We start from the raw sequence: 26,227 nt of genomic DNA, 5'->3' as shown, positions 1-26,227 counted from the left end.
AAACCCTCCGTTTGAGCGGCTGTTTTTGATCTATGCCAGCGCTAACCACGCGACATTAAGCTACGTCGATAATGTCGCCTTTCGCGTCGCCGAACTCGCGGCTGGCTCTTGTAATTTAGTTATTACTTATATATTGGTCAACTGATATTCGACAGGGAGAAAACCGCATGACCAATCGCCCTCATCGCAGGCCCGCCCGCCTCGGCCTGATGCTGACCGCGTTCGCACTTGCCCTCGTCTCGGCAGCCGCCCTGCCCGCCAACGCGGCGGATGCGGCATCGGATACGGCCGCGGCGGACACGGCTATTGTGCGCCAGGTGACGCTGGACGACCGCAAGGCGGTCGTCGCGACGGTGGAACCCAAGCACGACCTGGTGGCGCGGACCCGGATCGCCGGCACCATCGCATCCCTGAGCGTGCGCGAAGGCGACCTCGTCAAGGCCGGCGATGAAATCGCTCTGGTCACGGATGAGAAGCTCGCCCTTCAGATGCAGGGGCTGGAGCAGCGCGTGGAGGCACGCAAGGCGGAACTCACCAAGGCGCAGCTCGACTATCAGCGCGCCGCGAAGCTGCGCAAGTCCGGCACGGTGGCGCAGGCCTATCTCGACAACGCACGGACCGCGCTGCGGGTTGCCGAACGCAATCTGGAGGCCGCCCGCTCCGACCGTGAAGTCGTGAATCAGCAAAGCGAGGAAGGCGCCGTGCTTGCCCCCGGCGATGGCCGCATCCTGACCGTGCCGCTGCAAGGCGGCAGCGTCGTGATGGCTGGCGAAACCGTCGCCACACTCGCCGTCGACGACTACATTCTCCGCCTGCAACTCCCCGAGCGTCATGCGCGCTTCCTGAAAGCGGGCGACACCATCCTTGTCGGCACGCGCGGCATGGACCCAGATCCGGGCAAAGAGGTGCGGGAGGGCCAGGTAACGCTCGTCTATCCTGAAATCCGGGATGGCCGCGTGATCGCAGACGTCTCGGTCAAAGACCTTGGTGACTATTTCGTCGGCGAACGCACCCGCGTCTGGGTCGCCACCGGCAAGCGTCAGGCGCTCATCCTGCCCGAGCGTTTCGTCTATCGCCGCTTCGGCGTCAGCTATGTCACGCTGGCCGACGGTACGGAAGTCGTGGTGCAGGTCGGCGAGCCCGCGGGCACCGCCCCCACCGGCGCAACGGGCGAAAAGGAAATCGAAATCCTTGCCGGGCTGAAGGCCGGGGACAAGGTGACGATGCCGCAGCTCTCCGCCGCTAATGACGAGACGGGTGAGCGCTCATGAAGCTTGGTATCTCCGGGACGCTGACACGCACTTTCATTCAGTCGCCGCTGACGCCACTCCTGCTCATCGCCTCGCTGGTGGTGGGCAGCGTTGCGCTCATCTCGCTGCCGCGCGAGGAGGAGCCGCAGATCAGCGTGCCGATGATCGACATCATGGTCTCCACCAACGGCTATCGCGCCCGCGACGCGGTGGAACTCATCACCAAACCGCTGGAAGACATCGTCAAGGGGATCAACGGGGTGGAGCACACCTACTCCACCACCCAGGACGACAATGTGCTGGTGACAGCGCGTTTCCTCGTCGGTACCGATCAGGATACGGCGCTGCTGCGTGTGCATGAAAAGATCCGCGCCAATATCGACAGGCTTCCCAAGGGCATTCCCGAGCCTTTCATCGTCGGACGCGGCATCAATGACGTCGCCATCGTGACGCTGACCCTGACGCCGAAACCGGACGCGGCGAACCGCTGGACCGACAACGGCCTGCACCAGATCGCCCGCGAGCTGCAGCACGAGCTGATGAAGGTCGATAATGTCGGCCTCACCTACATCGTCGGCGGCAGCCCCAACCAGATCCGCATCGAGCCCGACCCCGAACGGCTTTCGCTTTACGGGATCACGCTCAACCAGCTCGTGGACAAGGTGCAGAACGCCAACCGCACCATGAATGCGGGCGCCTTTACCCAGCTCGACATCACCACACAGGTGACCGCGGGCGAGAGCCTGCAGGGTGTGCCCGATATCGGCAATCTCCTGCTCACTTCGCGCGACGGACGCCCCGTCTACGTGAAGGATGTCGCCGATATCGTAGTGGGATCGAGCCAAAGCGATCACCGCGCCTGGCAATTGACGGTGGCCAAGCCCCAAGAGGATGGCAAGACGGAAAGCAGCGAGACGGGAAACGACAAAACGGAGCTGACCAGCCGCCCTGCCGTTACCATCGCCTTTGCCAAACGCAAGGGCGCCAACGCCGTGACCGTCGCGCATGACCTGTTGCAGCGGCTGGACGTGCTGCAAACGCGCCTTATCCCCGGCGATGTGGAAGTGCATGTCACCCGCGACTATGGCGAGACGGCGACGGAAAAGGCCAACGAACTTCTCTTCCACCTCGCGCTTGCCACTGTCTCCATCGTGATCCTCATCACGCTGGCGATCGGCTGGCGCGAGGGCGCGGTGGTCTTCGTCATCATTCCGACCACCATCCTGCTCACGCTCTTCGCATCATGGATGATGGGCTACACCATCAACCGCGTGAGCCTTTTCGCGCTCATCTTTTCCATCGGCATCCTCGTGGACGACGCCATCGTGGTGGTGGAAAACATCATCCGCCACTGGAAGATGCGGGGCCAGAAGACGCTGGTGCAGTCGGCCATCGAAGCCGTGGCCGAAGTCGGCAATCCGACCATCATCGCAACGCTCACCATCATCGCAGCACTCCTGCCCATGATGTTCGTCAGCGGCATGATGGGCCCCTATATGAGCCCCATCCCGGCCAACGCCTCCATGGCGATGATCTTCTCCTTCTTCGTGGCGGTGATCATCACACCATGGCTCTTGCTGAAGATCGCGGGCAAGCGCTTTGAACATGTGCATGAAGCGCCTGAGGCAGCTGACGTCGAAGCGCATCACGACCTCGGCAGGTTGGAAAAACTTTATCTGCGCATTTCACGCCCATTGCTGCGCGAGCGGAAAACGGCCAAACGCTTCGTGATCATTGTCGCGGCGCTGACCGCCGCCGTCTGCGTTCTCTTCGTCACGAAAAGCGTGACGGTGAAACTACTGCCCTTCGACAACAAGTCGGAACTGCAGGTGGTCGTCGATCTGCCCGAAGGCTCCACGCTGGAAGAAACGGACCGTTTCCTTCATGCCGCCGCCGACAAGCTGAAGGACCTGCCGGAACTCACCTCCATTCAGGCCTATGCGGGCACGGCAGCGCCCTTCAACTTCAACGGGCTGGTGCGCCACTACTACATGCGCAACAGACCCGAACAGGGCGATTTGCAGGTCAATCTGCTGCCCAAGGGCGAGCGCTCGCGCGAAAGCCATGAGATCGCACTCGATGTGCGTCAGCGGCTGGCAAGTCTCCCTCACCCCAAGGGCACCTATATCCGCGTGGTGGAAGTGCCGCCCGGACCGCCCGTTCTGGCAACGCTGCTGGCCGAGGTCTATGGGCCCACCGAGCAGGCGCGCCGCGATGCCGCCCGAAAGGTCCTGAACGCTTTCCGGGAAGTGCCCTTCGTGCGCGACATCGACACGACCTTCCATGAACCCGGTCCGCGCCTGCGCTTCATCATCGATCAGGAGAAGCTGGAGTTTTACGGCGTCGAGCAGCAGGCGGTCTACGACACCATCGCCACCATCGTCGGCGGCACGCAGATCGGTTTCTCGCAGCGCGGCCATGGCGCCAAGCCTTACGAGATCGTGCTGCAATTGCCGAAAGCGGCACAGTTCATGGGAGAGCGCATCCTCTCCACGCCGCTGCCCGCGGGCGGCACCACACGCACCGGCAAGAATGTCGAGCTGGGCGACGTCGTGACCCTGAAGACCGAGCGCGGCTCCTATCCGCTGTTCCGCCACAATGGTCGCTTTGCCGAAATGGTGATGGCGGAAGTCGCCGGCGAATATGAAGCGCCCATCTACGGCATGTTCGCCGTGGAGGACCGGATCGACGCGATGGACTGGGGCAAGGACGGCCCGCCCGTCATCTCGTTCCATGGGCAGCCGCTGGATGAATCCACCACCACCCTGCTCTGGGACGGCGAATGGGAAGTGACCTACATCACCTTCCGCGATATGGGCGCGGCCTTCGCGGTGGCGATCCTCGGCATCTATCTGCTGGTGGTCGGCCAGTTCGGCTCGTTCAAGCTGCCGCTCGTCATCCTCGTGCCTGTGCCTTTGACGCTGATAGGCATCGTGCTTGGCCACTGGCTCTTCCATGCGGCTTTCACCGCAACCTCGATGATCGGCTTCATCGCACTGGCAGGCATCATCGTGCGAAACTCGATCCTGCTGGTGGATTTCATCCGCCATCGACAGGCGGCGGGCTCGGTGCTGCGCGAAGCCCTGCTGGAAGCAGGTGCGATCCGCTTCAAGCCCATCGTGCTTACCGCGGGCGCGGCCATGATCGGCGCCGCCTTCATCATGACGGATCCGATCTTCCAGGGACTGGCGATTTCGATGGTCTTCGGCCTCGCCTCATCCACCGCGCTGACGATCCTCGTCATCCCGGCCATCTATGTCTGGCTGCGCGATGACGGCAAGGGCTTCGGCAAAATGGAAGAATGAACGGAACAGCTGCCTGAGGGATAACCCTCAGGCAGCGTCCACCGCGTGCGCGCCGCCGCATTCAGCGCGCTCGAACGGCAGCTCGAACCAGAAGAGAGCCCCCTCGCCCTCGCGCCCCGTGGCGCCGATTTCGCCATCCATCAGCGAGACGAGCTTGGAGCAGATGGCGAGACCAAGTCCCGTGCCGCCGAAATTTTTCGACACCGCGCTGTTGGCCTGAACGAAGGGCCGGAAAAGCTTGCGGGCGACATCGTCCGAAAACCCGATCCCTGTATCCGCCACCTCGAACCGTACTTTCACTTTCTTGCTGTCGGAGGACACGATGAAAGCGTTCAACGACACGCGGCCGCCTTCCGGCGTGAATTTCACGGCATTGGAAATGAGATTGGAAAGGATCTGGCGCAGCCGGCCCTCGTCCCCGAGAACGATGAGCCCGTCCAGCGTTTCGTAATGGCTGTCGAATTCGACCTGCTTGTCGCCGGCACGGCGCGCCCAGAAGCTCATGCTCTCCATGAAATCGTCGAGCCGCAGCCGCTCGCGCTCCAGCTCGATACGGTCGGCTTCCATCTTCGAAAAATCGAGCACATCGTCCAGGATCGAGAGCAGATTATGCGAGGCGCTGCGAATATACCCGCCATATTCGCGCGTCTTTTCATCCTCGCTCCCGTTGGCCAACAGGTCTGAAAATCCGACCACCGCGTTCATCGGCGTCCGGATTTCATGGCTCATCATGGCAAGGAAGGAGGATTTGACGCGGTTGGCTTCCTCCGCGCGATCGCGCTCGCGTTCCGCTTCCACCTTTGCCTTCGACAGTTCATGCACCAGAAGCTGTTTCTCACGGACATGTCTCTCGTTTTCGATGATGTTGCTGAACAGATCGTGGCGAATGTTCATCTGCGACACGGAAAGCGAGACCACGCCGGCGACAAGAAGGCCGAAGAAAACGAAATCGATGCCCGCCCAATGATACTGCGCGGCAAAAGGCGGGATCACGAAACCGACCAGCGCGATCGACGCGGCCAGAATGGCGTGCTTGGGCTGCAAAGGCGGATCGGCGCACATGGTCGCGATCTGCGTGGCGGCAAGACATGCCACCAGAAATGTCTGCTTGAAACCGGGGGCAAAAAGCGCCGCGATCAGCGGCAGCAGAAGCATCAGGTAGATGACGCCAACATAGATTGCGAGTTCGCGCAGGTGCACTTCGAGGTCGATCGTCTCGATCTCGCGCTTGATCGTCTTGCGCCATTCCCGCGCCGCGAGTTCGATGATGGCCGGCACCAGCCCCGACGCAAGCGCGGCCGATAAATTGCCCCAGGCATCCCATCCGACATAGCCGATAAGGAGCGGATAATACGGGAAACGCAGCAGGAACAAACGGTCCTGGAACTCGATCCAGCTTAGGAGATAACGCCGTAGAATGGCGTCCTCGTCAGTTGTCATAGAGCTGCCCCGTTTCACTCTGGCCATGCCGGAGTATGAGGAGGCTCCCTTTAAGCCGGGATAACCAGGATCATTCGAATTTTAACGAATCCGGGCAAGCGGGCCGATGCGGTAAATTTAAGGTTACGAAGAACTGCTCCGACCTCGACCATCGCAAATATATGCCGCCGCCAAGCCGGTGTTATCATTCCGTAAATTCGTTCAGAAACGATAAAGACCGATGTCGTGCCGGTTACACGCCCCCGAGGTCGGCGTATGGTTCAGACACGCGGGCCCAAAGAAACGCGCCAATGCCACGCCCGGCCGGGCAGCAGGCAGCGGCCCGCAGCAGGGAGGACGACATGAGCACAGGCGATCAACAACCGGTCCGTTCGGGCTTCGACGGCAAGACAACGGTCGACGAGGTGCTGGACAGTGCCGAGCTGACGGGCAAGACCGCCATCATCACCGGCGGATACAGCGGTATCGGGCTGGAACTGGTGCGCGCCATGGCGAAGAAAGGCGCGAAGATCATCGTGCCCGTCCGCTCGCCGGAGAAAGCCCGGGAAAGCCTTGCCGGGATCGCGGGCGACATCGTCACTCATGAGATGGATCTTGGCGACATCGCCTCCGTGCGCCGCTTTGCAAAGCAAGTGAACGACGCCACATCCCGGCTCGATTTTCTCATCAACAATGCCGGCATCATGGCCTGCCCCGAAACCCGCGTCGGCCCGGGCTGGGAGGCACAGTTCGGCGTGAACCATATGGGACATTTCGCGCTCGCCAGGGCGCTGTGGCCGCTGCTCACGGCCACACCGGGATTGCGCGTCGTGGCGCTCTCCTCCACCGGGCACAAGCGATCCGACATTCTTTGGGACGACATCCAGTTCGAGAAGGCGCCCTATGACAAATGGGTGGCCTACGGGCAGGCCAAGACCGCGAATGCGCTCTTTGCCAATGCGCTGTCACGCCGCCTGCGCGATAGCGGCGGCCTCGCCTTCTCGGTACATCCCGGCGGCATCTTCACGCCACTCCAGCGCCATCTCGAAAAGGAAGAGATGATCGCGCTCGGCTGGCTGGACGAAAACGGCGAATTGTCGGAACTGGCAAAGCAGGGCTTCAAGACGCCCGAACAAGGCTGCGCGACCACAGCCTGGGCGGCGACGTCACCGCTGCTCGACGGCAAGCCCGGCGTCTATTGCGAGGATTGCGACATCGCGGAACCCACCGACCCCGAAAGCCCCTTTGCAAGATTCCGCGGCGTCGATGCCCATGCGTGCAGCGACGACGCGGCCGAACGCCTCTGGGAAATCAGCGAGGCGCTGCTGGAGACGGCCTGATCCGGCCGGAACGTTGTCACATAGTGGGTTTGAGTTGGTAGCGGAGGAGGGACTCGAACCCCCGACACGCGGATTATGATTCCGCTGCTCTAACCAGCTGAGCTACTCCGCCCCATGCGCCGTAAGGCGTGGCCCGGGGAGGGCCTGATCCGGCGCTTTCGGGAGACCTTGAGGCCCCCGGTTGCGCGAGAGTTCCGGGATATAAGGGGCGTCGGCTGGCCCTGTCAAGCAAGACAGGCACACGCGGCGAAATGCCGGTCTTTCGCCCTCAAATCCGGGCGCTGGACAAGCGAAAGCGGCCCGGAATTCCTTCCGGACCGCCTGCCGCCACCCATCGCCCGAATGGTTCAGCTATTCGCGTTGTAATTGCTGTTCGAATTCCAGTTGGAGCTCCAGTTCCAGCCGCTGTCGCCGCCCCACCAGCCGCCCCACCAGCCGCCGCCGCCACCGCCGCTCTCGCAGGCCGCCGCGGGGGTCGCCAGGACGAATGCATAAAGCATCAGCGCAAGGCCGCCGGTCACTGCCGTACCGAACGTGCCGGCCGCCAGCCAGCGATCGAGACGGGCCAGCCCGCTGAACCAACGGAACGCCGGCATGGCCAGTTTCAGGAAAAGCTGTTTCATCTGTTCAACTCCGCAACAATGGCAAATCCGCCATGTGTTTTATTATGAGACACCCAAGACCGCTTTCGCGGAGAAAGCTGCCTGTTGGAGAAACAGGAGCAAGCGCCATGCCGCGAGGGGAGAGCTACCGGCCGCGCCAGCCTCTTTCGCGCGCGATCTCCACGATTTCCGCGCGCAGGCGGCCCGCCGCAGGCAGAAGGCTCCGGTCCCGGCGGCGCAGGATCGCGTAGCGGGTCTCGACCTCGAAGGGATACTCCACCAGTGTCACCCCGCCCCGCTCCACCGCCCGCTCGCCGATGGAGCGCGCGACCCCGGTCAGAATGTCCGTCCGTCGCGAAAGCTCCAGACAGGCCGAGACGCTTTCAAGCCGCAGCTGCGGTATCCCCCGGCGCTTCATCTCCACCGCAAAATCGCCCGGAAAGTGCCGGTAGTCCTCTTCGGCGAAATGCGCCGCCGCCCAAGGATAGTCGAGATAGGCCTCGGAAGGCGCCCCCGCCTGCACCAGCGGATGCCCCCCCCGCGCCACGATGACGGAAGGTTCCGCGCCGAGCTGCTCGATCAGCACATCCTCCTCGAAATGCACCGGCTCAAAAGCGATCCAGCCCAGCACGGCGAAATCGATCTCGCGCGCCATCAGCGCCCCGATCAGATCCGGCTGAAGCGCGCTTTCCATCGCCACGCGCACGGTGGGATTGGCCGGCGTGAACCGGGTCAGCGCATCAATGACAAGCGATTCCGCCGGTTGGGGCGAAGCGCCGATCCTGAGGTTCCCTTCCACACCGCCCTTGAGGGCACGGGCTTCCGCCTCGAAATCCCCCATGCCGCGCAGCAACTCGCGGGCCCGCGCAGCCAGCCGCTCCCCCGCCGAGGTGGGGACTACCTGCCGCGTCGTCCGGTCGAAAAGGCTCAGCCCCGTATCGGCCTCCAGCCTTTGCAGGCTCTTGGTCAGCGCCGAATGGGTGAGGCCCTGCTCGTCCGCGGCGAGCCGGAAGGAGCGCAGCCTGTAAAGCGCGTCGAAATGGCGGATCTGGCGCATATCCATGAAAGCCGAACCTTCCAGCGAGCGGCCCGCTCACCAATTGGGTCGCATAATTCACTTATTATGTCATTTTACTGAAATATTATCACTCTCAAGAAACGCAAACGGAAAAATGGAACGCCCATGCCGCTCCCTGTCTTTATTGCCGTCGGTCTCGCGGCCTGCGCGGTCATCGCCGCCTATGCGCATTGGCTCGGCCGCTCCGCCCGCCAAACGCTGAGCGATACGGAGGACGCCCTGCGCCTCTTCCAAGCCGCCTGCCCCGATCTGGAGGCACGCCAGGCACGACTTGCCGGCGACCGGCACGCGGCCCTCGTCATGCTTGAAAACGGCGATGCGGGACTTCTTTATGCGATGGGCAGCAAATGGATGGCGCGCGACCTGCCCGCCGGAAGCGTAAAAGCGGTGAAACGCCTTTCGGCAAACCGGCTGCGCCTGATCCTGGCCGACTACACGATGCCCCGCCTCACCATCGCGCTCGCCGATGAAAACGAGCGCGAACGCTGGATCGAGGCCATGGAAAATGCGGCCCGGCCGCCTGAACGCGGCCCTATCGAACGGAAGGCGACGGCATGAGTTTCTTCGGTCCGCTTCTCGACCCGGCAACGCTGCCGGACCCCAAACAGGTGGCAACGCCTCTCTTTATTCTCTTTGTACTGATCGAACTCACTCTGGTGCATCGGCGGCGCCTGAAGGGCGACTATGAGACTCGCGACACACTGACAAGCCTCATCATGGGCACGGGCAGTGTGCTGGGCGGCGTGTTGCTGGGCGGGCTCGGCTATCTCTGTCTTCTCGGCGCCTATGACATGCGCCTCACCACCATCCAGACAACGCCGCTCAGCCTCTTCCTGCTCTTTCTGCTGGACGATATGCGCTTCTACTGGGGGCATCGCTTCAGCCACCGCATCCGCTGGTTCTGGGCCGACCATGTGATCCACCATTCCAGCCAGCACTACAATCTCTCCACCGCGCTGCGCCAGCCCTGGCTCAGCGGCATCAGCGGCATGTTCCTGCTGCAAACGCCCCTCGCGCTGATCGGCTTCCACCCTGCCGCGCTGGCCTTTGTGGGCGCGCTGAACCTCGTCTATCAGTTCTGGATCCACACTGAAGCGGTGGGCCGCTTCCCGCGCTGGTTCGAAGCGGTGTTCAACACGCCGTCGCATCACCGCGTGCACCATGCGCGCAATGCGAAATATCTCGATGCGAATTATGCGGGCACACTGATTGTCTGGGACAGGCTGTTCGGCAGCTTCATCCCCGAGGACGACGCCGAACCGGCCGAATACGGCCTGGTAAAGAACCTCGGCACGTTCAACCCCTTGCGCGTCGCCACGCATGAATATGTGGGCATTCTGAAAGACGTTGCGCAGCGCGGGCTCACCATACGCCAGCGTCTCGCCTATTTCTTCGCGCCGCCCGGCTGGTCGCATGACGGCAGCCGCATGACATCGGACGAACTGAAACGCCGCGATGAAGAGCGAAAGAAACAGAACGAGAAGATAGCCGTCCGCGCGGCGGACTGATCCGCCTCTTATTCCGGCTTGCGGAAGCGGAGCATGGTGAAGAGCTTCATCGGGTTGATGGCCCGCGTCTCCACCAGTTCCAGATCGGTGATGCTGTCGATCGTCTCGATCCGGAAATCGGGATGCCAGCCCAGCGCCCGCGCCGCCGGCGCCATCCAGCGTTCTACACGCCCGCGCACGCCGTGATCCTGCGCGAAGTGGTTGACGATGACGACCTCGCCGCCCGGCGCGCAGACGCGCTCAAGCTCTTTCATCACCTTCACAGGGTCGGGAACGACCGTCATCACATACATGGCGACGACGGTTTCATAGGATCCGTCCTCGAACCGGAGGTCGCTTGCATCCATCTCGTAAAGGCCGAGCACATTGGCAAGGCCCTTGTCCTTCACCCGCTCATGCGCCTTTTTGAGCATGTCGGGCGACAGGTCGATGCCGGTCACGCGCAGATGCGGTGCATAGCGCGGCAGCGCCACCCCCGTCCCCACGCCGACTTCCAGCAGCGTGCCCTCGCGGCGATTGATGATGTCGATGGCCGATTTCCGGCCGGCGGCCGCGATATGCGCGAAAGAGAAATCATAAACAGGCGCCCACCGCGCATAGGCTTTGATGACCGATTGCTCGTCGATGCGGGCGGCTCCGTTCACTTTACTCTCTCCTTGATACCTGCCGGTCGTTCGGCGCTCTTCATTTAAGAACCGATTACGGCGGAATTGAGCCAATATGACACTATTGCCTCAATGGCAATCTACCTTGCGGCGGCGTCTTGCGCCATGTTTTCCGCAACCCGCAAGGTTTCGAGCACCGGATTGAACGCTTTCGCGATCCATCCGCCCCCCAATACCCGGCTTCCTTCATCTTCCATGCCATAGAAGACGCAGGCCTGACCGGGCGACACCCCCTCCTCGCCATTTGCGAGCTCGACTTCCACCGCGCCTGATTCGACGAAGAGGCGTGCCGGCACGGGCGGCCGCGTGGAGCGCACCTTGGCGAGCACATTGAGGCCCCCCGCCGGCACCCCGGCCAGCGGAACATCCCCAAGCCAGTTCACCTCTCGCAAGGTCAGCCGTCGCGTCAGCAAGGCCTCGCGCGGCCCGACAATAACCTGCTTGCGGGCGGGATCGAGCCCGACGACGAAAAGCGGCTCGGTGTTCGGCTCCGCCGCACCGATACCGAGGCCCCGGCGCTGACCGATGGTAAACCGCGTAATCCCTTCATGGCGGCCCAGCACGCGCCCGTCCAGATGGACGATCTCGCCGGCCATCGCCGCATTGGGGCGCAGCCGGTCGACGATGGTGGTATAGCGCCCCGTCGGTACGAAGCAGATGTCCTGGCTGTCGGGCTTTGCCGCCACATGCAGCCCCATGCGCTCGGCAATCGCCCGCGCTTCCGGCTTGGTCAGGTCGCCCAGCGGAAAACGCAGATAGTCGAGCTGGTCCTGCGTGGTCGTGAAGAGGAAATAGCTCTGGTCGCGATCGTCGTCGCGCGGGCGGTGCAGCTCGCGATGCCCGTTCGCGCCCGGCTTCGTCGCAATATAATGACCGGTAGCCAGCGCCGCCGCGCCCAGATCGCGCGCCGTTTCCAGCAGATCGCGGAACTTCACCCGCTCATTGCAGCGAATGCAGGGGATCGGCGTTTCGCCTGCCGCATAGGAATCGGCGAAATCCTCGATCACCGCTTCGCGGAAACGGTCTTCGTAATCGAGCACGTAATGCGGAATACCGATCTGCTCGGCGACACGGCGGGCATCGTGAATATCCTGCCCCGCGCAGCAGGCGCCCTTCTTCTGTACCGCCATGCCGTGATCGTAGAGCTGCATGGTGATGCCCACCACGTCATAGCCCTGCTCGGCAAGCAGCGCGGCCGTGACAGAACTGTCCACCCCGCCCGACATGGCGACGACGACCCGCGTCTCCTCCGGTCGCCCGGGGAGATCGAGGCTGTTCAATCCCGTCTTTTCGTCGAAACTCGCGCGCATTGCACAATCCGGCTCGCGCAAAACGCGCGGGCATCCAAATCAAAAGGCGGCAAAAACTGCCGCCACCCGGCAGAAATATCGGTGCAGCGGCCCCTTCCGTCAACAGGCCGGACGACGCACCGATGCCGAAGCCCTTGTAAATACAAGATATTTTCTGCACTGCAACGACAAATCGCGCTGGCCCGGGGCTTGCTACCTAACCGGCGCGGAGGGCTCTCATGCCGTCTCCGCTCCATACTCGGCAATATGACGGGACCGGCAGGCCATGGATTATTCATCTTCCTCTGCGAATTCCTCCGTGAAACGCAGCGGCACGACAGGCGAAGCGCTTTCCCTGCGCCCTGAGGCCCTGCGCGTGGCGGCTACGCCGTCGACGGGCGCGGATATGTTCGCCGAACATCTGGCCCGCGCTGCGAAGGACCGCGCGCGCGCCGACGAAGCGCATACCAAGGCGCCCAGCCATCGCAGGGAGCGCGACACCGCGCAGGCCCGCCGGGATGAAGCCGAGGAAAACCGCGCTGACCAGACACGCCGCAAGCAGAACAGCGACAGCACCGACAAATCCGCCCGCTCCGGCGACACTGAGGCCGATGCGCAGGATGCGTCCGCACCCGCCGAGGGCGGTGTCACCGACGCCGAAACCGATACCGCCGACGCGACGAAAGCCGACGGTGACGGCGATAAGACGGCATCTGCCGACAAATCCGACGCCAAATCCGGCGATGACGACCAGAAGGCCGACGACAAGGACGAAAAACAGCACGATCCCGCTGCGCAGGCCGCCGCCGTCGATCCTCAGGCCCCGCTTGAAAAGACAGCGACACCCAAGGGCGACACTGCGGACACGGCAGTTGCCGCAGACGGCAAGGCCGCGGCCCCGCTTACCCCGGAAGAAAAGAAAGCCGCCTTGCAGGCCGCCGGCAAGGCCGGGGCCGCCGACGCGACGCCACAAAAGGGGGACGCCACCGGGGACAAGACCGCCGAAGCATCGACCGACGGCAAGACGGCGGAAGGCAAGCCTGCCGATAAAGCAGCCGACAAGGTCACGGCTCAGGCCCTCGCCAATGCCGAAACGCAGGCAAGCGGCAAGGCCGCGACGGGCGACGGCAAGGACGATCTGGCGATTTCGGAGAAGGGCAAGAAAGGCCTCGGACACGAAGCGGCCCAGAAACTCGCAGAGGCCAAGAGCGACGCCGCCAAGACCCAGCCGACGGCCAATGCCGCGCCCGGACAGGCCGGTCATGAACACGCCAAGACGGCGGCCTCACCCAGGGCCGAGCCCGCCGCCGCCGCGCCGCAGCAGGCCCAGGGAACCTCTTCCAACGGCAATTCGGCGAATAACGACCTTCTGACCGGCGTGCCCGCATCGGGTGGGCGCGGCAACGGCGCCTCGCCCACCGTTCGCATCGGCACCCTGCCCGGCCAGACGCAACCGACCCAGCTTCCCGCCTCCGCGCTTGCCATCCAGATGGCGCGCAACCTCAACAAAGGTGTGGATCGCTTCGAAATCCGCCTCGATCCGCCTGAAATGGGCCGGATCGACGTGAAAATGGAAGTCCACAAGGACGGCCATGTTTCGGCGCACATGATGGCCGACAAGCAGGACACGCTCGACCTTCTGCAGCGCGACCAGCGCGCGCTCCAGCAAGCATTGCAGAATGCCGGTCTCGATACCGACAACAGCTCCCTGAGCTTCTCCCTGCGCGACCAGAACCCCGACGGCGGGGGTGCCTTTGCCGGCAATGGCAATAGCGGAACCGCAGGCGGCGCCGGAGCCACCGACGGCACCGAAGATCTCGCCCCGGCGCCCGTCTACAACGTCAACATCGCTGCCAATGGCGGCGTAGACATCCGCATCTAAGGATCCGTTCCCATGGATATCGCAACCATCAGCTCGCTTCAGTCCTCGACCAATTCGCAGTCGAGTTCCGCCTCCACGGCGCTCAATGCGAATTTCGACGCCTTTCTGAAGATGCTGATCACCCAGATGCAGAACCAGGATCCCACCAACCCGATGGACAGCAACCAGTTCACCCAGCAACTGGTGCAGATGTCGAGCGTGGAGCAGCAGATCCAGACCAACAGGAACCTGGAAACGCTCATCACCACGAACTCGATCGCCAATGCGAATACCGCCGTATCGCTGCTCGGCAAGCAGGTGGAGGGGTCCGGTACGGCTTCCCTGCTCAAGAACGGCCAGGCGGACTGGAGCTTCGACCTCGCCGCCGACGCGCCGAGCACCACGGTCTCCGTGGTGAACGGGCAAGGCGCCACCGTCTACAGCGAGGAGATGGAGGGCAAGGAGGGCTCCAACGAATTCGCCTGGGACGGCATCGGCAGCGACGGCTCCAGCTATCCGGACGGCTCCTATTTCCTGAAAGTGACGGCCAATGACGCCGACGGCAACGCCGTGGCCGCCGATACAAAGACCAAGGGGATCGTTACCGCGATCGACATGAGCACCACCGATCCGCTGCTGACGATCAACGGCGCCCAGATCCGATATTCCGAAATCACCGGCATCGCCGAGCCAAAAGCGGCCGGAAGTTAAGAATTCACTCTCGTCATGTCCCGCCTTGGAACAACTAACCCCTTGATTTTGAGGATTTTTTACTCTCGAGCTTAGGCGTTTTTTAAAGCCGCGGCGCTAATCTGTGTTCACGTTTCGAGCATGGAGATCCGGGTGACATGAGTGAACAGCACGCAACCAAGGTGAATTACGTGATCGGCCCCGACGGGAGCCCGCTCACGATCGCCGATCTGCCGCCCCCGGACACGAAGCGCTGGGTCATTCGACGCAAGGCCGAAGTGGTAGCCGCAGTGCGTGGCGGCCTCATCAGTCTGGACGAAGCCTGCCGGCGCTACACGCTGACGGTGGAGGAATTTCTGAGCTGGCAGCGCTCCATCGAGCGCCATGGTCTGGCAGGTCTGCGCGCAACCCGCGTCCAGCAATACAGGCAGTAGACTTTTCCCGCACAGCGTACGTGCTGCCAAGAAGCGCCGGCGATCATCCGCCGGCGCTTTTTTGTGCGCTTTCCCCGGCCCGGCAAATTTTGCCGTGTGCGTTAAACATCTGTTTAGAGGGTGCCCGGTAAAAATTGCCTACTGACAAAGGCAGACCGCGCCTGGGCAACGAGTTGGGCAACTCGGGGGTGCGGACTGAAGGGCGCAAAGGAATTGCAGTCCGTCTTGTGTCTGGCGAAGGAGGGCTTCCCGAGAATTGCGGAAGATTTCCGGATGCTGACAAATGGGGTGGGTTTTGAGCAATCTCCAGAATCTCGTGAAGTCTCTTGGACCGGTGCGTCTTGCCGTCCTCGGTGTGGTCGGTGCAGTTCTGTTCGGCTTCTTTGCCGTCATTGCCGCCAACTATTCCGGTGAGCCCAAAGCTCTTCTTTTTTCCGACGTCAATGTCAGCGACGCCTCCAAGATGGTCGAAGCCCTCGACCAGATGAAGGTCGACTACACGCTGAAGGGCGACGGCACGAAAATCTACGTGCCGGAAAGCCAGGTCCTCCGCCTGCGCATGCAACTGGCCGAAAAAGGCCTGCCCGCGGGCGGCACGGTCGGATACGAAATCTTCGACAACGCCGACGCGCTCGGCACGACCAGCTTCATTCAGAACATCAACCATTTGCGCGCGCTCGAAGGCGAGCTGGCGCGCACCATCGCCTCGATCGACGGTATTTCCAGCGCACGCGTTCACCTCGTACTGCCGGAACGCGAACTCTTTTCCCGCGACAAGCGCGACCCGACCGCCTCCATCGTTTTGAAACTCGCCACGCGCGCCCTCTCCGGCCAGCAGGTGAAGTCGATCCAGTATCTCGTTTCCTCCGCCGTGGAAGGACTGACGCCCGGCCATGTCTCCATCGTCGATGAGCGCGGCACTTTGCTCGCGACCGGCATGGGCGACGACGGGCAGGCCATGATCACCGCGACGGCGGAAGAACGCCGCATCGCCTATGAACGCCGCTTGCGCGGCCACGTCGAAAACATCGTCGGCCGTGTCGTCGGTGCCGGTGGCGCACGCGTGGAAGTCACCGCGCAGATGGACATGACGCGCGTGGTCAAGACCTCCGACCTCTACGATCCCGACGGCCAGGTCGTTCGCTCCACCCAGACGGTGGAGGACACCTCTTCCAGCCAGAACGGCAAACAGAATGATGGCGTCACCGTCGGCAACAACCTGCCGAACGCCAACCAGGCGGGCGCCGGCGACGGCGCCACCTCGCGAGACGCCGCGAACCGCACCGAAGAAACCGTCAATTACGAGATTTCGCGGACGCAGCGCACCGAGACGAAAGAACCCGGTCGCGTTGAGCGTGTTTCCGTCGCCGTTCTGGTCGACGGCACCTATACGACCGCCGCCGACGGCACAAAGACCTATCAGCCGCGCTCCCCGGAAGAGCTGGCCAAGATTGCCACGCTGGTGAAATCCGCCATCGGCTTCGACGAGAAGCGCGGCGACAAGGTCGAAGTCGTGAACCTGCAATTCGCCGCACCGAAAACGATCGAGGCCGCTTCGGTCGCCACGCCGGCGCCGGAAGGCGGCATGTGGGGGCTGAGCAAGGCCGACCTGATGCGCATCGGCGAAATGGCAATGATCGCATTGCTGGCCCTGGTCGCCATGTTCTTCGTGCTTCGTCCGCTGATTGCGCGCCTGGGATTTGTGAAGATCGCCCCCTCTTCGGCCGACGCGCAGCTCGCGCTTGCCGACGGCACGGAAACGCCGGTGGCCGCCATTGCCGGCCCGTCCGGCGAAGGCGAGAACGTTTCGTTCGAGGGCAACGAACACCTTACCGAAGACATGATGATCGACATTGCCCAGGTCGCGGGCAAGGTCAAGCAATCCTCCGTGCGCAAGATCGGCGAACTGGTGAACAACCACCCGGATGAATCGCTCTCGATCCTGCGCACCTGGCTGCACGAACCCGCTTGAGGAGTAGGCTGAATGGCCACGACCGTCGCAAAGATCAAGGAAGAAAAGCAGCTGACCGGCGCCCAGAAGGCCGCGATCTTCATGCTCGCCCTGGGCGCGGAAGACGCAGCCTCCCTGTGGGAGATGTTCGACGACGACGAAATTCGCGAACTCTCCACCACCATGTCCACGCTGGGCACCATTCAGGCCAATCACGTCGAGAAGCTGCTGGTCGAATTCGCCTCCAAGATTTCCGGCACGGGCGCGCTGGTGGGCTCGTATGAATCGACCGAACGCCTGCTGTTGAAATTCCTGCCCGAAGAACGCGTCACCAACGTCATGGACGAAATCCGCGGCCCGGCAGGCCGCACCATGTGGGAAAAGCTCGGCAATGTGCACGAGACCGTGCTCGCCAGCTATCTGAAGAACGAATATCCGCAGACCGTCGCCGTCGTCCTCTCGAAAATCCGCACCGAGCATGCCGCGCGTGTCCTGACCTGCCTGCCGGAAGATTTCGCTCTCGAAGTCGTCACCCGCATGTTGCGCATGGAATCGGTACAGAAGGAAATCCTCGACAAGGTCGAAAAGACGCTGCGTTCGGAGTTCATGTCGAACCTGTCGCGCACCAACCGCCGCGACTCCCATGAGCTGATGGCCGAAATCTTCAACAATTTCGACCGCCAGACCGAAACCCGCTTCCTGGCCATGCTGGAAGAGCGCGCCGCGCCCAGCGCGGAGAAGATCAAGGCGCTGATGTTCACCTTCGAGGACCTCGGCAAGCTCGATCCGGGCGGCATCCAGACGCTCCTTCGCGCCGTGGACAAGAACAAGCTCGGCATCGCGCTCAAGGGATCGTCCGACACGTTGCGCGACCTCTTCTTCGCCAACATGTCCGAACGCGCCGCCAAGATTCTGCGCGAAGACATGAACCTGATGGGCCCCGTCCGCCTCAAGGATGTCGATGAAGCGCAGACCACCATGGTCAACATTGCAAAGGATCTCGCCAACAAGGGCGAAATCATGCTGGCGACCGACAGCGAGGAAAACGAGCTGATCTACTGATCGGTTTTTTGCAGGCACACACCGGAACACATAGAGCAACGCGAAACCCATGAAACAGGCGGTCAAATTCACATTCGACAGACAGTTCGGCGAGGCCCCGGCCTCCGCCAAGCGATCTGTCGAACCCCGCCCTGCGGATGAGGCGCCGCGTGCCTATACCGAGGCGGACATCGCCGCCGCGCGCGCAGAGGGCTATGCTCAGGGTTTTGCCGAGGGACAAAAGGACACCGTCGCCAGGGCCGACGAAAACATCACCGCCACGCTCGGCAAGCTCACCGAGAACGCGGCCTCGATCCTGTCCTCGCTCGACGCGATATCGGGCGATCTGAAATCCGACGCTGTGAAGCTCGCCCACGAGACGGCAAAGCGCCTCGCGTCCGCTTCCATCGGCGTGCGCCCCGAAACGGAGATCGAGGCGGTGCTGCAGGAATGCCTGTCGCACCTCAACCGCGAGCCGCACATTCTGCTTCGCATCGCGCCGTCCATGATGGATCGCATGAAGGAAACCGTCGACCGTATGGCGATGGAACGCGGCATGAGCGGACGGATCATTCTGCTGGGCGAGCCCGGCATGGAAGAAGGCGACTGCACGGTCGAATGGGCCGATGGCGGCGTCACCCGGGATTATGACGCGATGCTCGCCCGTATCGATACGGCCATCGCCCGCTACATCGAAACGATCGCCCCCAAACCTGCCGAGACGAACGCGCTCGAAATGCCCGAGCCCGCAGCGTCGACCGGCGAAGCCCAAAGCGCGCCGCATGGCGACGTCCCGGGCGCCTGAACAGATTTTTGAGGAGAGAGAACCATGGCCGACAAGGATGATGAAATGTCCCTCCCCGACCTCACCGAGACCGACGCGCTGCCGGCCGTCGCACCGGGTGCAGAGGAAGAAGAAGATACGCCGGAGCACCGCACGGCGCACGATCTCGAAGCCGTGTTCGACGTGCCGGTGAATGTCTCCGCCGTGCTCGGCAAGACCGACATCGAGGTCTCCAAGCTCCTGAAGCTGGATCGCGGCACGGTGGTCGAACTTGACCGCAAGGTCGGCGAAGCCATCGACATCTATGTGAACGACCGTCTCGTCGCACGCGGCGAAGTCGTCCTCGTCGAGGACCGGCTGGGCGTCACCATGACCGAGATCATCAAGGGCGGCCTCGCCTGACGGCCACACGATTTGACCGCAACCACAAGAATTCTGGAACGCCGGAGTACACCAAGATGCGCCTTCTGATTGCAGGAACCCTGAACGGCCAGCTCTCGACAGCGACCAAGATCGCCATGTCGAAGGGCGCCAAGGTGACGCATACCGATACGATCGACCAGGCGCTCGAGACGCTGCGCGCCGGCCGTGGCGCCGACCTCGTCATGGTGGACGTCAAGCTCGACATCGAAAACCTCATCGCCCGGCTGGCCGAAGAGCATATCTGCGTGCCCGTCGTCGCCTGCGGCATCGAAAACGATGCGCGCGCCGCGGTGAGCGCGATCCGCGCCGGCGCCAAGGAATACATCCCCTTGCCGCCCGACGCAGACCTCATCGCCGCCGTTCTCGCCGCCGTGTCCGATGACGGTCACGCCCTCATCTACAAGGATGAGCGCATGGGCCAGGTCGTGAAGCTTGCCGATCAGGTGGCGGGCTCGGATGCCAGCATCCTGATCACCGGCGAAAGCGGAACCGGCAAGGAAGTGATGGCGCGCTACATCCACTCCCATTCCCGCCGCAAGGACAAACCCTTCATCTCCGTCAATTGCGCGGCCATTCCGGAAAACCTCCTGGAATCCGAACTCTTCGGTCATGAAAAAGGCGCCTTCACCGGTGCCGTGGCCCGCCGTATCGGCAAATTCGAGGAAGCCGATGGCGGCACGCTGCTGCTCGATGAAATCTCGGAAATGGATGTCCGCCTGCAGGCCAAGCTCCTGCGCGCAATCCAGGAGCGCGAAATCGATCGCGTCGGCGGCAAGACGCCGGTCAAGGTGAATATCCGCATCGTCGCAACTTCGAACCGCGACCTTGCCGCGGAAGCGCGCAACGGCAACTTCCGCGAAGACCTTTTCTATCGCCTCAACGTCGTGAACCTCCAGATCCCGCCGCTGCGCGAACGCCCGGCCGACATTCTGGCGCTGTCGAAACACTTCATCACGCATTTCGCCCATGCCAATGGCGTCGCCGAACGTCCCTTCAGCGAGGAGGCGGAAACCTTCCTGACCCGCCACCACTGGTCGGGCAATGTGCGCGAGCTGGAAAACACCATGCATCGCGCCGTACTTCTCGCCACCGACGACGAAATCGGCATCGACGCCATCCGCCTGCCGGACGGCTCGCGCATCGACACCACGCCGCAAGCCGACGTCGCCCTGCGCGCCGCCGCTGTGGCGGATGCAACGGCCCGTTCCTTCGTCGGCAAGACCGTCGCCGAAGTGGAACAGAACCTCATTCTCGACACGCTCGACCATTGCCTGGGCAACCGGACCCATGCCGCCAATATTCTCGGCATTTCCATCCGGACCCTGCGCAACAAGCTCAAGGAATATTCCGAGCAAGGCGTCCGCGTGCCTCAGCCCGGCGAACTCCGTGCCCATGCCGGCTGATAAAGCCGACCGGGATATCCAGTCCTGATTTACGAAACCCCTTTCTGAAGAAAGACCGGCAATGAGCGAAGCGAGTGCGGCCGAGGCAAAGACGGGAGGCGGGCTGGGAACAGCCTTCAACCTGCGCGGCATAACGCCGATGAGCATCATGACGGCTATGGCCAAGCGCGGCGATCTCGCGCTTGCGCTGGGTGTGATGACGATCATCGTCGTCCTCATCCTGCCCATGCCGGCTTTTCTGCTGGATTTCTCGCTCGCCATCTCCATCACCTTCTCGGTGCTGGTGCTGATGACGGCGCTTTTCATCCAGAAGCCGCTGGAATTCAGCGCCTTCCCGACCGTTCTTCTGATTGCGACCATGCTGCGGCTCGCGCTCAACCTTGCCTCCACGCGCCTCATTCTCGGCCATGGACATGAAGGCACCTCCGCTGCGGGTCATGTCATTCAGGCCTTCGGCAGCTTCGTGATGCAGGGCAATTTCGTGATCGGCGTGATCGTCTTCGCGATCCTCGTCATCGTGAACTTCGTCGTCATCACCAAGGGCTCGGGCCGTATCGCGGAAGTGGCCGCCCGTTTCACCCTGGACGCGATGCCCGGCAAGCAGATGGCGATCGACGCCGACCTGTCCGCCGGACTGATCGACGAAAAGGAAGCGCGCAGCCGCCGCACCGATCTCGAAAATGAAAGCTCCTTCTTCGGCGCCATGGACGGCGCCTCGAAATTCGTGCGCGGCGATGCCGTGGCCGGATTGCTCATCACCTTCATCAATGTGATCGGCGGCATCATCGTCGGTGTCGCGCAGAACAACCTGACCATGGGCGAAGCCGCCCACACCTACACACTGCTGACGGTCGGCGATGGACTCGTCAGCCAGATCCCGGCGCTCATCGTCTCCACGGCGGCGGGTCTTCTCGTCTCCAAGGCAGGTGTCGAGGGCGCCGCCGACGAAGCGCTGTTCGACCAGCTCTCCGGCTACCCCCAGGCGCTCGGCATGTCGTCCTTCGTGATGGCGACCATGTCGATCCTGCCCGGCATGCCGACATTCCCCTTCCTGCTGCTCGCCGGAGCCTCGGGCGGACTGGCCTGGTATCTCGCCAAATCGCGCAAGGAAACGGCGGCGGCCGAAGAACTCGCCGTCCAGCAGGAAGAGGACAACAAGCCCATCCCCGAAGAACCGATCACCTCGGCGCTTCGCATGGACGAGCTGCGTCTTGAAATCGGCTATGCCCTGCTGCCTCTCATCAACGGCAAGGACAGCCGCAAGCTCACCGATCAGATCAAGGCGCTGCGCCGTCAGATCGCACAGGATATGGGCTTCGTCATGCCGTCGGTCCGCATTCTCGACGACGTGCAGCTCGGCTCGAACGACTACATCTTCCGCGTGAAGGAGGTCGAAGCCGGCAGCGGCGAAGTCTATGCCGGCCAGCTCCTCGTCATGGATCCGCAGGGCAGCCAGATACAGCTTCCCGGCCTCCACACGACCGAGCCCGCTTTCGGCCTGCCCGCAACCTGGGTGGACGAAGGCTTGCGCGAGGAAGCTTCCTTCCGCGGTTACACGGTTGTCGATCCGCCCACGGTGCTGACCACGCATCTGACCGAGATCATCAAGGACAACATGGCCGACCTCCTGTCCTATGGCGAGGTACAGAAGCTGATCGACGAACTGCCGAAGGAACACAAGAAGCTGGTGGACGATCTCGTGCCGTCCCAGATCACCGTCACCGGTATCCAGCGCGTTCTCCAGACGCTGCTCACCGAGCGCATCTCCATTCGCGACCTCCCCGCCATTCTCGAAGGCATCGCCGAAGCGGTCGGCCACACGCAGAACCTGACGCTCATTACCGAGCATGTGCGCGCCCGGCTCGGACGGCAGATCTGCGCGGCCCACACGGACGACAAGGGGTTCCTGCCGCTGGTCACCCTGTCGGCGAACTGGGAACAGGCTTTCGCCGACGCGCTGGTCGGTCAGGGCGAGGAAAAGCAGCTCGCCATGCAGCCCTCGCTTCTCCAGGAATTCATTCAGAACATGCGCGCCAGCTTCGAGGACGCCGCGCAAGGCGGCGAGATCCCGGTCCTGCTGACGAGCCCCGGCATCCGCCCCTATGTGCGCTCCATTGTGGAGAGGTTCCGCCCTCAGACCTTCGTCATGTCGCAGAGCGAAATCCATCCCCGCGCCAAACTGCGAACCGTCGGCACGATCTAACCTGCGTTATGATTAACGCCGTTGCGCCGGAAAGCCCCGGTTTTCCGGCGCGATGACGCTTTTGCAACGCATGCGGACAGTCCAGCGGCAAGCTTTGCACTGGACCCTGTCCCATTTTTGGATAGGCTTGCCCCCCGTTAGAGAGGTGCACGCTGCCAGGTGGCGTCAGTGGCACCCTGTTCGCCGGGCGGGGTTTCCCGGCAGCGTATCAAGAGGGGGTTTTCCATGGATACGGTACAAGACGTACTGAACACCGCGCTGACCTGGGCGCAACAAGGATTCGACAACGTCAATTCCATTCAGGGGCTCATCATCGCGCTCATTGCGGCGTTCCTGATGACCCAATACAGGCGCATTTTCGTGTTCGCGATCGGCGCCACGCTTGTCCATGAGGCAATCAACATCGGCCGCCGCGTGCTTGCCGATGCGCCGAACCCGCTTCCGGACTATCTCAATCCGGACGTGCTGAAACTCGTGGCAATCCGGTTTGTCGGCTATCTCATCGCCATCAGCCTGATCTATCTGGTGCGCCGGCTCTTCTTCAGGCGCTGAGAGCGCTTCGATCGAACGACAAAGGCCCGGCATCTTCCAGTGCCGGGCCTTTTCACTTCCATATTAAAGACGATCAGTCGCGGAAATTCACATATTGAAGCGGCTGCTCCAGTTTGAGCCCCTTCACATGCTGGATCGCAGCCTGAAGATCGTCACGCTTCTTGCCGGTCACGCGCAATTCGTCGCCCTGAATGGCGACCTGCACCTTGACCCCTGACGATTTGATCTCCTTGGCGATTTTCTTCGACAGATCGCGATCGATCCCCTCTCGGATGACCACTTTCTGGCGCACGGCCTGGCCTGCCGCCTTTTCAGGCGTCTTGTAGTCAAGCACACCCGTTTCGATCCCGCGCTTGGACAGATGGCCCTGAAGGACTTCATGCATCTGTTTGAGCTTCAGATCGTCATCGGCATTGATGGTGAGTTCGTGCTCGTTACGCTCCAGCGTGCAATGCGATCCCTTGAAGTCGTAGCGCTGCGAGATTTCGCGCTCCACATTGGAAATGGCATTGTCGAATTCGGCCAAGTCGGTCTTCGAGACGATATCGAATGAAGGCATGAGGTTGGGTCCGCATCTCGTTATTCGTGAAGCGAACAGTCTAACGCTCTTGGCCCTCGATGGAAATTCGGCTCCGAAAGACGGATACCTCAGCTGCGGCGATGAATTTGCAGCGCGATTTCATCGAGCGCCGCCTGCTCCAGACGCTGGGTCTGCTTTTGCATCTTGCGCTTGCGGCTTTCTTCCATGAGTTCGTATTTCTTGAGTTCACGGAAGGCGGCGGCGAGCTCTTCCTGCGCCGCGCCGAGCTGGACTTCCAGATCGGCTATCGACTGCAGAATATTGGTCCGGCGCTTCTGCACCGATTTGGCGAACATCGGATAGGCGAAATGCGCCTCGTCGGAAATGCCCGCCTTTTCCTGTTCCGCCAGCACCTGCGCTTCCAGCTCGCGCTCCTTGTTGCGGAATTCGGTCAGCAGCAGCTCGATCTCCGCGACCTTGCGGCGGCGTTCATCGACCTGAAATTTGTGGAGCCGGATCAGGGATTCGCGATTTCGCATTACTCATCCTCCTCCGGCACAGCCGGATGATCCGCGAGAATTTCCGCAAGCCGCGCATAGCCCTGCTCGAGCGTCATCGCCTCGTCCTTGCGCTGTGCCAGAAACGCGTCGAGCGCCGGCTGGAAATGGATCGCCTCGTCCACCTGCGGGTCGGCACCGGGCCGGTAGGCACCGAGCCGGATCAGTTCTTCCATGTCGTCATATGTCGCGAGCAGGTTGCGGGCGCGGCGGATGAGGAGGTTTTCCTCCTCGCTGTTGCAGCCCGGCATGGTGCGCGACACCGATTTCAGCACATTGATCGCCGGATAGCGTCCACGCTCGGCAATCGAGCGCTCCATAACGATATGCCCGTCGAGAATGGACCGTACCGCGTCGGCCACCGGCTCATTATGGTCGTCGCCATCCACCAGCACGGTGAAAAGGCCGGTAATGGAGCCACTCCCCGTCCCGGGGCCCGCGCGCTCGAGAAGTTTCGGCAATTCCGCGAATACGGTCGGCGTATAGCCCTTGCTGGTCGGCGGCTCGCCGGTCGCAAGGCCGATTTCGCGCTGCGCGATGGCAAAGCGGGTCACGCTATCCATCATGCAGAGCACATCCTGGTCCTTGTCGCGAAAATATTCGGCAAGCGTCAGCGTCATGAGCGCGGCCTGACGGCGCATCAGCGCCGGCTCGTCGGATGTCGCCACAACCACGACGGAACGCGCCAGCCCCTCAGGGCCCAGATCGTCCTCGATGAATTCCTGCACTTCGCGGCCGCGTTCGCCGATAAGGCCGATAACGGAGACGTCGCAATCGGTATTGCGCGCCAGCATCGACATCAACACCGATTTGCCGACGCCGGAGCCTGCGAAAATGCCCATGCGCTGCCCGCGGCAACAGCTGATGAATGTATTGAGCGCCTTGACGCCAAGATCGACCTTGCCCCGCACCCGCTGACGCAGATGGGCAGGCGGCGGCGCATTGCGTAGCGGACACGGCTCCGCCCCTTGCGCGATCGGCCCCTTGCCGTCGATCGGCTCGCCCATCGCATTAACGACGCGGCCGAGCCAGGCGCTGGAGGGATAGACATGCGGTTCCTCGGCACACAGCTCCGCCTTGCAGCCGACACCGATACCCGTCAGGGGACCGAAAGGAAGGCAAAGCGCATGATCGTCGCGAAAGCCGACCACTTCGCAGATGACTTCGTCACCCGCGCGCGTGGTCACCGAAAGGCGGCTGCCCACGCCCATGGCATGCAGCGGCCCGGCCACCTCCACCATGAGGCCCTGGATGCTCGCCACCCGGCCATAATGACGGATGCCGGGGATCGTCGAGATTTCTGCCGTAAGTGCCCGCACCTTGCCTGCTCCTGTAGAGAGCTGCCGGCGAGG

At 62.5% G+C, this 26,227-nt stretch carries 23 protein-coding genes and 1 tRNA gene; 15 read left to right on the top strand and 9 right to left on the bottom strand.

The window, feature by feature from the left end; all coding sequences use genetic code 11:
- The first annotated feature begins 167 nt into the window (after positions 1-167).
- On the top strand, positions 168-1,271 hold the full coding sequence (locus ACSSVQ_RS14880) for an efflux RND transporter periplasmic adaptor subunit (protein ID WP_454184146.1): 1,104 nt from the start codon (positions 168-170) through the stop codon (positions 1,269-1,271).
- Positions 1,268-4,555, top strand: coding sequence for an efflux RND transporter permease subunit (locus tag ACSSVQ_RS14875; RefSeq protein ID WP_454184145.1), 3,288 nt, complete (start codon positions 1,268-1,270; stop codon positions 4,553-4,555). Before ACSSVQ_RS14880 ends, ACSSVQ_RS14875 begins: the two co-directional genes overlap by 4 nt.
- 27 nt (positions 4,556-4,582) lie before the next feature.
- Here ACSSVQ_RS14875 and ACSSVQ_RS14870 read toward each other — a convergent pair whose 3' ends face one another.
- Complete coding sequence (locus ACSSVQ_RS14870; RefSeq protein ID WP_454184144.1) at positions 4,583-5,995, bottom strand: sensor histidine kinase; 1,413 nt, start codon at positions 5,993-5,995, stop codon at positions 4,583-4,585.
- Positions 5,996-6,336: 341 nt separating this feature from the next.
- Here ACSSVQ_RS14870 and ACSSVQ_RS14865 point away from each other — a divergent pair, with 341 nt between their 5' ends.
- Positions 6,337-7,314, top strand: coding sequence for an oxidoreductase (locus ACSSVQ_RS14865; RefSeq protein ID WP_454184143.1), 978 nt, complete (start codon positions 6,337-6,339; stop codon positions 7,312-7,314).
- A 35-nt stretch (positions 7,315-7,349) separates the two neighbouring features.
- Here the strand turns inward: ACSSVQ_RS14865 and ACSSVQ_RS14860 are convergent.
- The 3 genes from ACSSVQ_RS14860 to ACSSVQ_RS14850 form a co-directional block, all read right to left on the bottom strand.
- A tRNA-Met gene (locus ACSSVQ_RS14860) sits at positions 7,350-7,426 on the bottom strand.
- Between the two features lie 235 nt (positions 7,427-7,661).
- The gene (locus tag ACSSVQ_RS14855) at positions 7,662-7,937 is read right to left on the bottom strand and encodes a hypothetical protein (RefSeq protein WP_293327556.1); all 276 of its coding nucleotides are present in this window, start codon (positions 7,935-7,937) and stop codon (positions 7,662-7,664) included.
- Positions 7,938-8,061: 124 nt separating this feature from the next.
- A complete protein-coding gene (locus ACSSVQ_RS14850; protein ID WP_454184142.1) occupies positions 8,062-8,979 on the bottom strand; it encodes a LysR family transcriptional regulator in 918 nt (305 codons plus the stop codon).
- A 120-nt stretch (positions 8,980-9,099) separates the two neighbouring features.
- On the opposite strand from ACSSVQ_RS14850, the gene ACSSVQ_RS14845 reads away from it, so the two are divergent.
- A complete protein-coding gene (locus ACSSVQ_RS14845; protein ID WP_454184141.1) occupies positions 9,100-9,552 on the top strand; it encodes a hypothetical protein in 453 nt (150 codons plus the stop codon).
- A complete protein-coding gene (locus tag ACSSVQ_RS14840; RefSeq protein ID WP_454184140.1) occupies positions 9,549-10,502 on the top strand; it encodes a sterol desaturase family protein in 954 nt (317 codons plus the stop codon). Before ACSSVQ_RS14845 ends, ACSSVQ_RS14840 begins: the two co-directional genes overlap by 4 nt.
- A gap of 8 nt (positions 10,503-10,510) precedes the next feature.
- On the opposite strand, the gene ACSSVQ_RS14835 is transcribed toward ACSSVQ_RS14840, so the two are convergent.
- Positions 10,511-11,146, bottom strand: coding sequence for a class I SAM-dependent methyltransferase (locus ACSSVQ_RS14835; RefSeq protein WP_454184139.1), 636 nt, complete (start codon positions 11,144-11,146; stop codon positions 10,511-10,513).
- Positions 11,147-11,247: 101 nt separating this feature from the next.
- Complete coding sequence (mnmA, locus tag ACSSVQ_RS14830; protein WP_454184138.1) at positions 11,248-12,477, bottom strand: tRNA 2-thiouridine(34) synthase MnmA; 1,230 nt, start codon at positions 12,475-12,477, stop codon at positions 11,248-11,250.
- A 265-nt stretch (positions 12,478-12,742) separates the two neighbouring features.
- On the opposite strand from mnmA, the gene ACSSVQ_RS14825 reads away from it, so the two are divergent.
- The 10 genes from ACSSVQ_RS14825 (at position 12,743) to ACSSVQ_RS14780 (ending at position 23,798) form a co-directional block, all read left to right on the top strand.
- The gene (locus ACSSVQ_RS14825) at positions 12,743-14,338 is read left to right on the top strand and encodes a flagellar hook-length control protein FliK (RefSeq protein WP_454184137.1); all 1,596 of its coding nucleotides are present in this window, start codon (positions 12,743-12,745) and stop codon (positions 14,336-14,338) included.
- A 12-nt stretch (positions 14,339-14,350) separates the two neighbouring features.
- The gene (locus tag ACSSVQ_RS14820; protein WP_454184136.1) at positions 14,351-15,028 is read left to right on the top strand and encodes a flagellar hook assembly protein FlgD; all 678 of its coding nucleotides are present in this window, start codon (positions 14,351-14,353) and stop codon (positions 15,026-15,028) included.
- A 137-nt stretch (positions 15,029-15,165) separates the two neighbouring features.
- Positions 15,166-15,441 (top strand): CtrA inhibitor SciP, encoded by a 276-nt coding sequence (gene sciP, locus ACSSVQ_RS14815; protein WP_293327535.1) that lies wholly within the window; start codon positions 15,166-15,168, stop codon positions 15,439-15,441.
- A gap of 295 nt (positions 15,442-15,736) precedes the next feature.
- Complete coding sequence (fliF, locus tag ACSSVQ_RS14810; RefSeq protein WP_454184135.1) at positions 15,737-17,413, top strand: flagellar basal-body MS-ring/collar protein FliF; 1,677 nt, start codon at positions 15,737-15,739, stop codon at positions 17,411-17,413.
- Between the two features lie 12 nt (positions 17,414-17,425).
- Complete coding sequence (gene fliG / locus ACSSVQ_RS14805) at positions 17,426-18,454, top strand: flagellar motor switch protein FliG (protein ID WP_454184134.1); 1,029 nt, start codon at positions 17,426-17,428, stop codon at positions 18,452-18,454.
- 49 nt (positions 18,455-18,503) lie between these two features.
- Entirely contained in the window at positions 18,504-19,238 is a 735-nt protein-coding gene (locus ACSSVQ_RS14800; protein WP_454184133.1) for a FliH/SctL family protein, read from the top strand.
- 24 nt (positions 19,239-19,262) lie between these two features.
- The gene (fliN, locus tag ACSSVQ_RS14795; RefSeq protein ID WP_454184132.1) at positions 19,263-19,619 is read left to right on the top strand and encodes a flagellar motor switch protein FliN; all 357 of its coding nucleotides are present in this window, start codon (positions 19,263-19,265) and stop codon (positions 19,617-19,619) included.
- A gap of 56 nt (positions 19,620-19,675) precedes the next feature.
- Positions 19,676-21,043 (top strand): sigma-54-dependent transcriptional regulator FlbD, encoded by a 1,368-nt coding sequence (gene flbD / locus ACSSVQ_RS14790; RefSeq protein WP_454184131.1) that lies wholly within the window; start codon positions 19,676-19,678, stop codon positions 21,041-21,043.
- Between the two features lie 61 nt (positions 21,044-21,104).
- Positions 21,105-23,246 (top strand): flagellar biosynthesis protein FlhA, encoded by a 2,142-nt coding sequence (flhA, locus tag ACSSVQ_RS14785; protein ID WP_454184130.1) that lies wholly within the window; start codon positions 21,105-21,107, stop codon positions 23,244-23,246.
- A gap of 225 nt (positions 23,247-23,471) precedes the next feature.
- Entirely contained in the window at positions 23,472-23,798 is a 327-nt protein-coding gene (locus tag ACSSVQ_RS14780; protein WP_293328888.1) for a hypothetical protein, read from the top strand.
- A 73-nt stretch (positions 23,799-23,871) separates the two neighbouring features.
- Here ACSSVQ_RS14780 and ACSSVQ_RS14775 read toward each other — a convergent pair whose 3' ends face one another.
- The 3 genes from ACSSVQ_RS14775 to fliI all read right to left on the bottom strand — a co-directional run bounded on the left by ACSSVQ_RS14775 (position 23,872) and on the right by fliI (position 26,194).
- Positions 23,872-24,357, bottom strand: a complete 486-nt coding sequence (locus tag ACSSVQ_RS14775) for a YajQ family cyclic di-GMP-binding protein (RefSeq protein WP_293328889.1) — start codon at positions 24,355-24,357, stop codon at positions 23,872-23,874.
- Between the two features lie 89 nt (positions 24,358-24,446).
- Entirely contained in the window at positions 24,447-24,857 is a 411-nt protein-coding gene (fliJ, locus tag ACSSVQ_RS14770; protein WP_293328890.1) for a flagellar export protein FliJ, read from the bottom strand.
- A complete protein-coding gene (gene fliI / locus ACSSVQ_RS14765) occupies positions 24,857-26,194 on the bottom strand; it encodes a flagellar protein export ATPase FliI (RefSeq protein WP_454184129.1) in 1,338 nt (445 codons plus the stop codon). Before fliI ends, fliJ begins: the two co-directional genes overlap by 1 nt.
- Positions 26,195-26,227 lie beyond the last annotated feature (33 nt).

It is taken from the genome of Parvibaculum sp. MBR-TMA-1.3b-4.2, from assembly GCF_053628815.1.
This window is presented reverse-complemented; position numbering and strand designations above follow the sequence as displayed.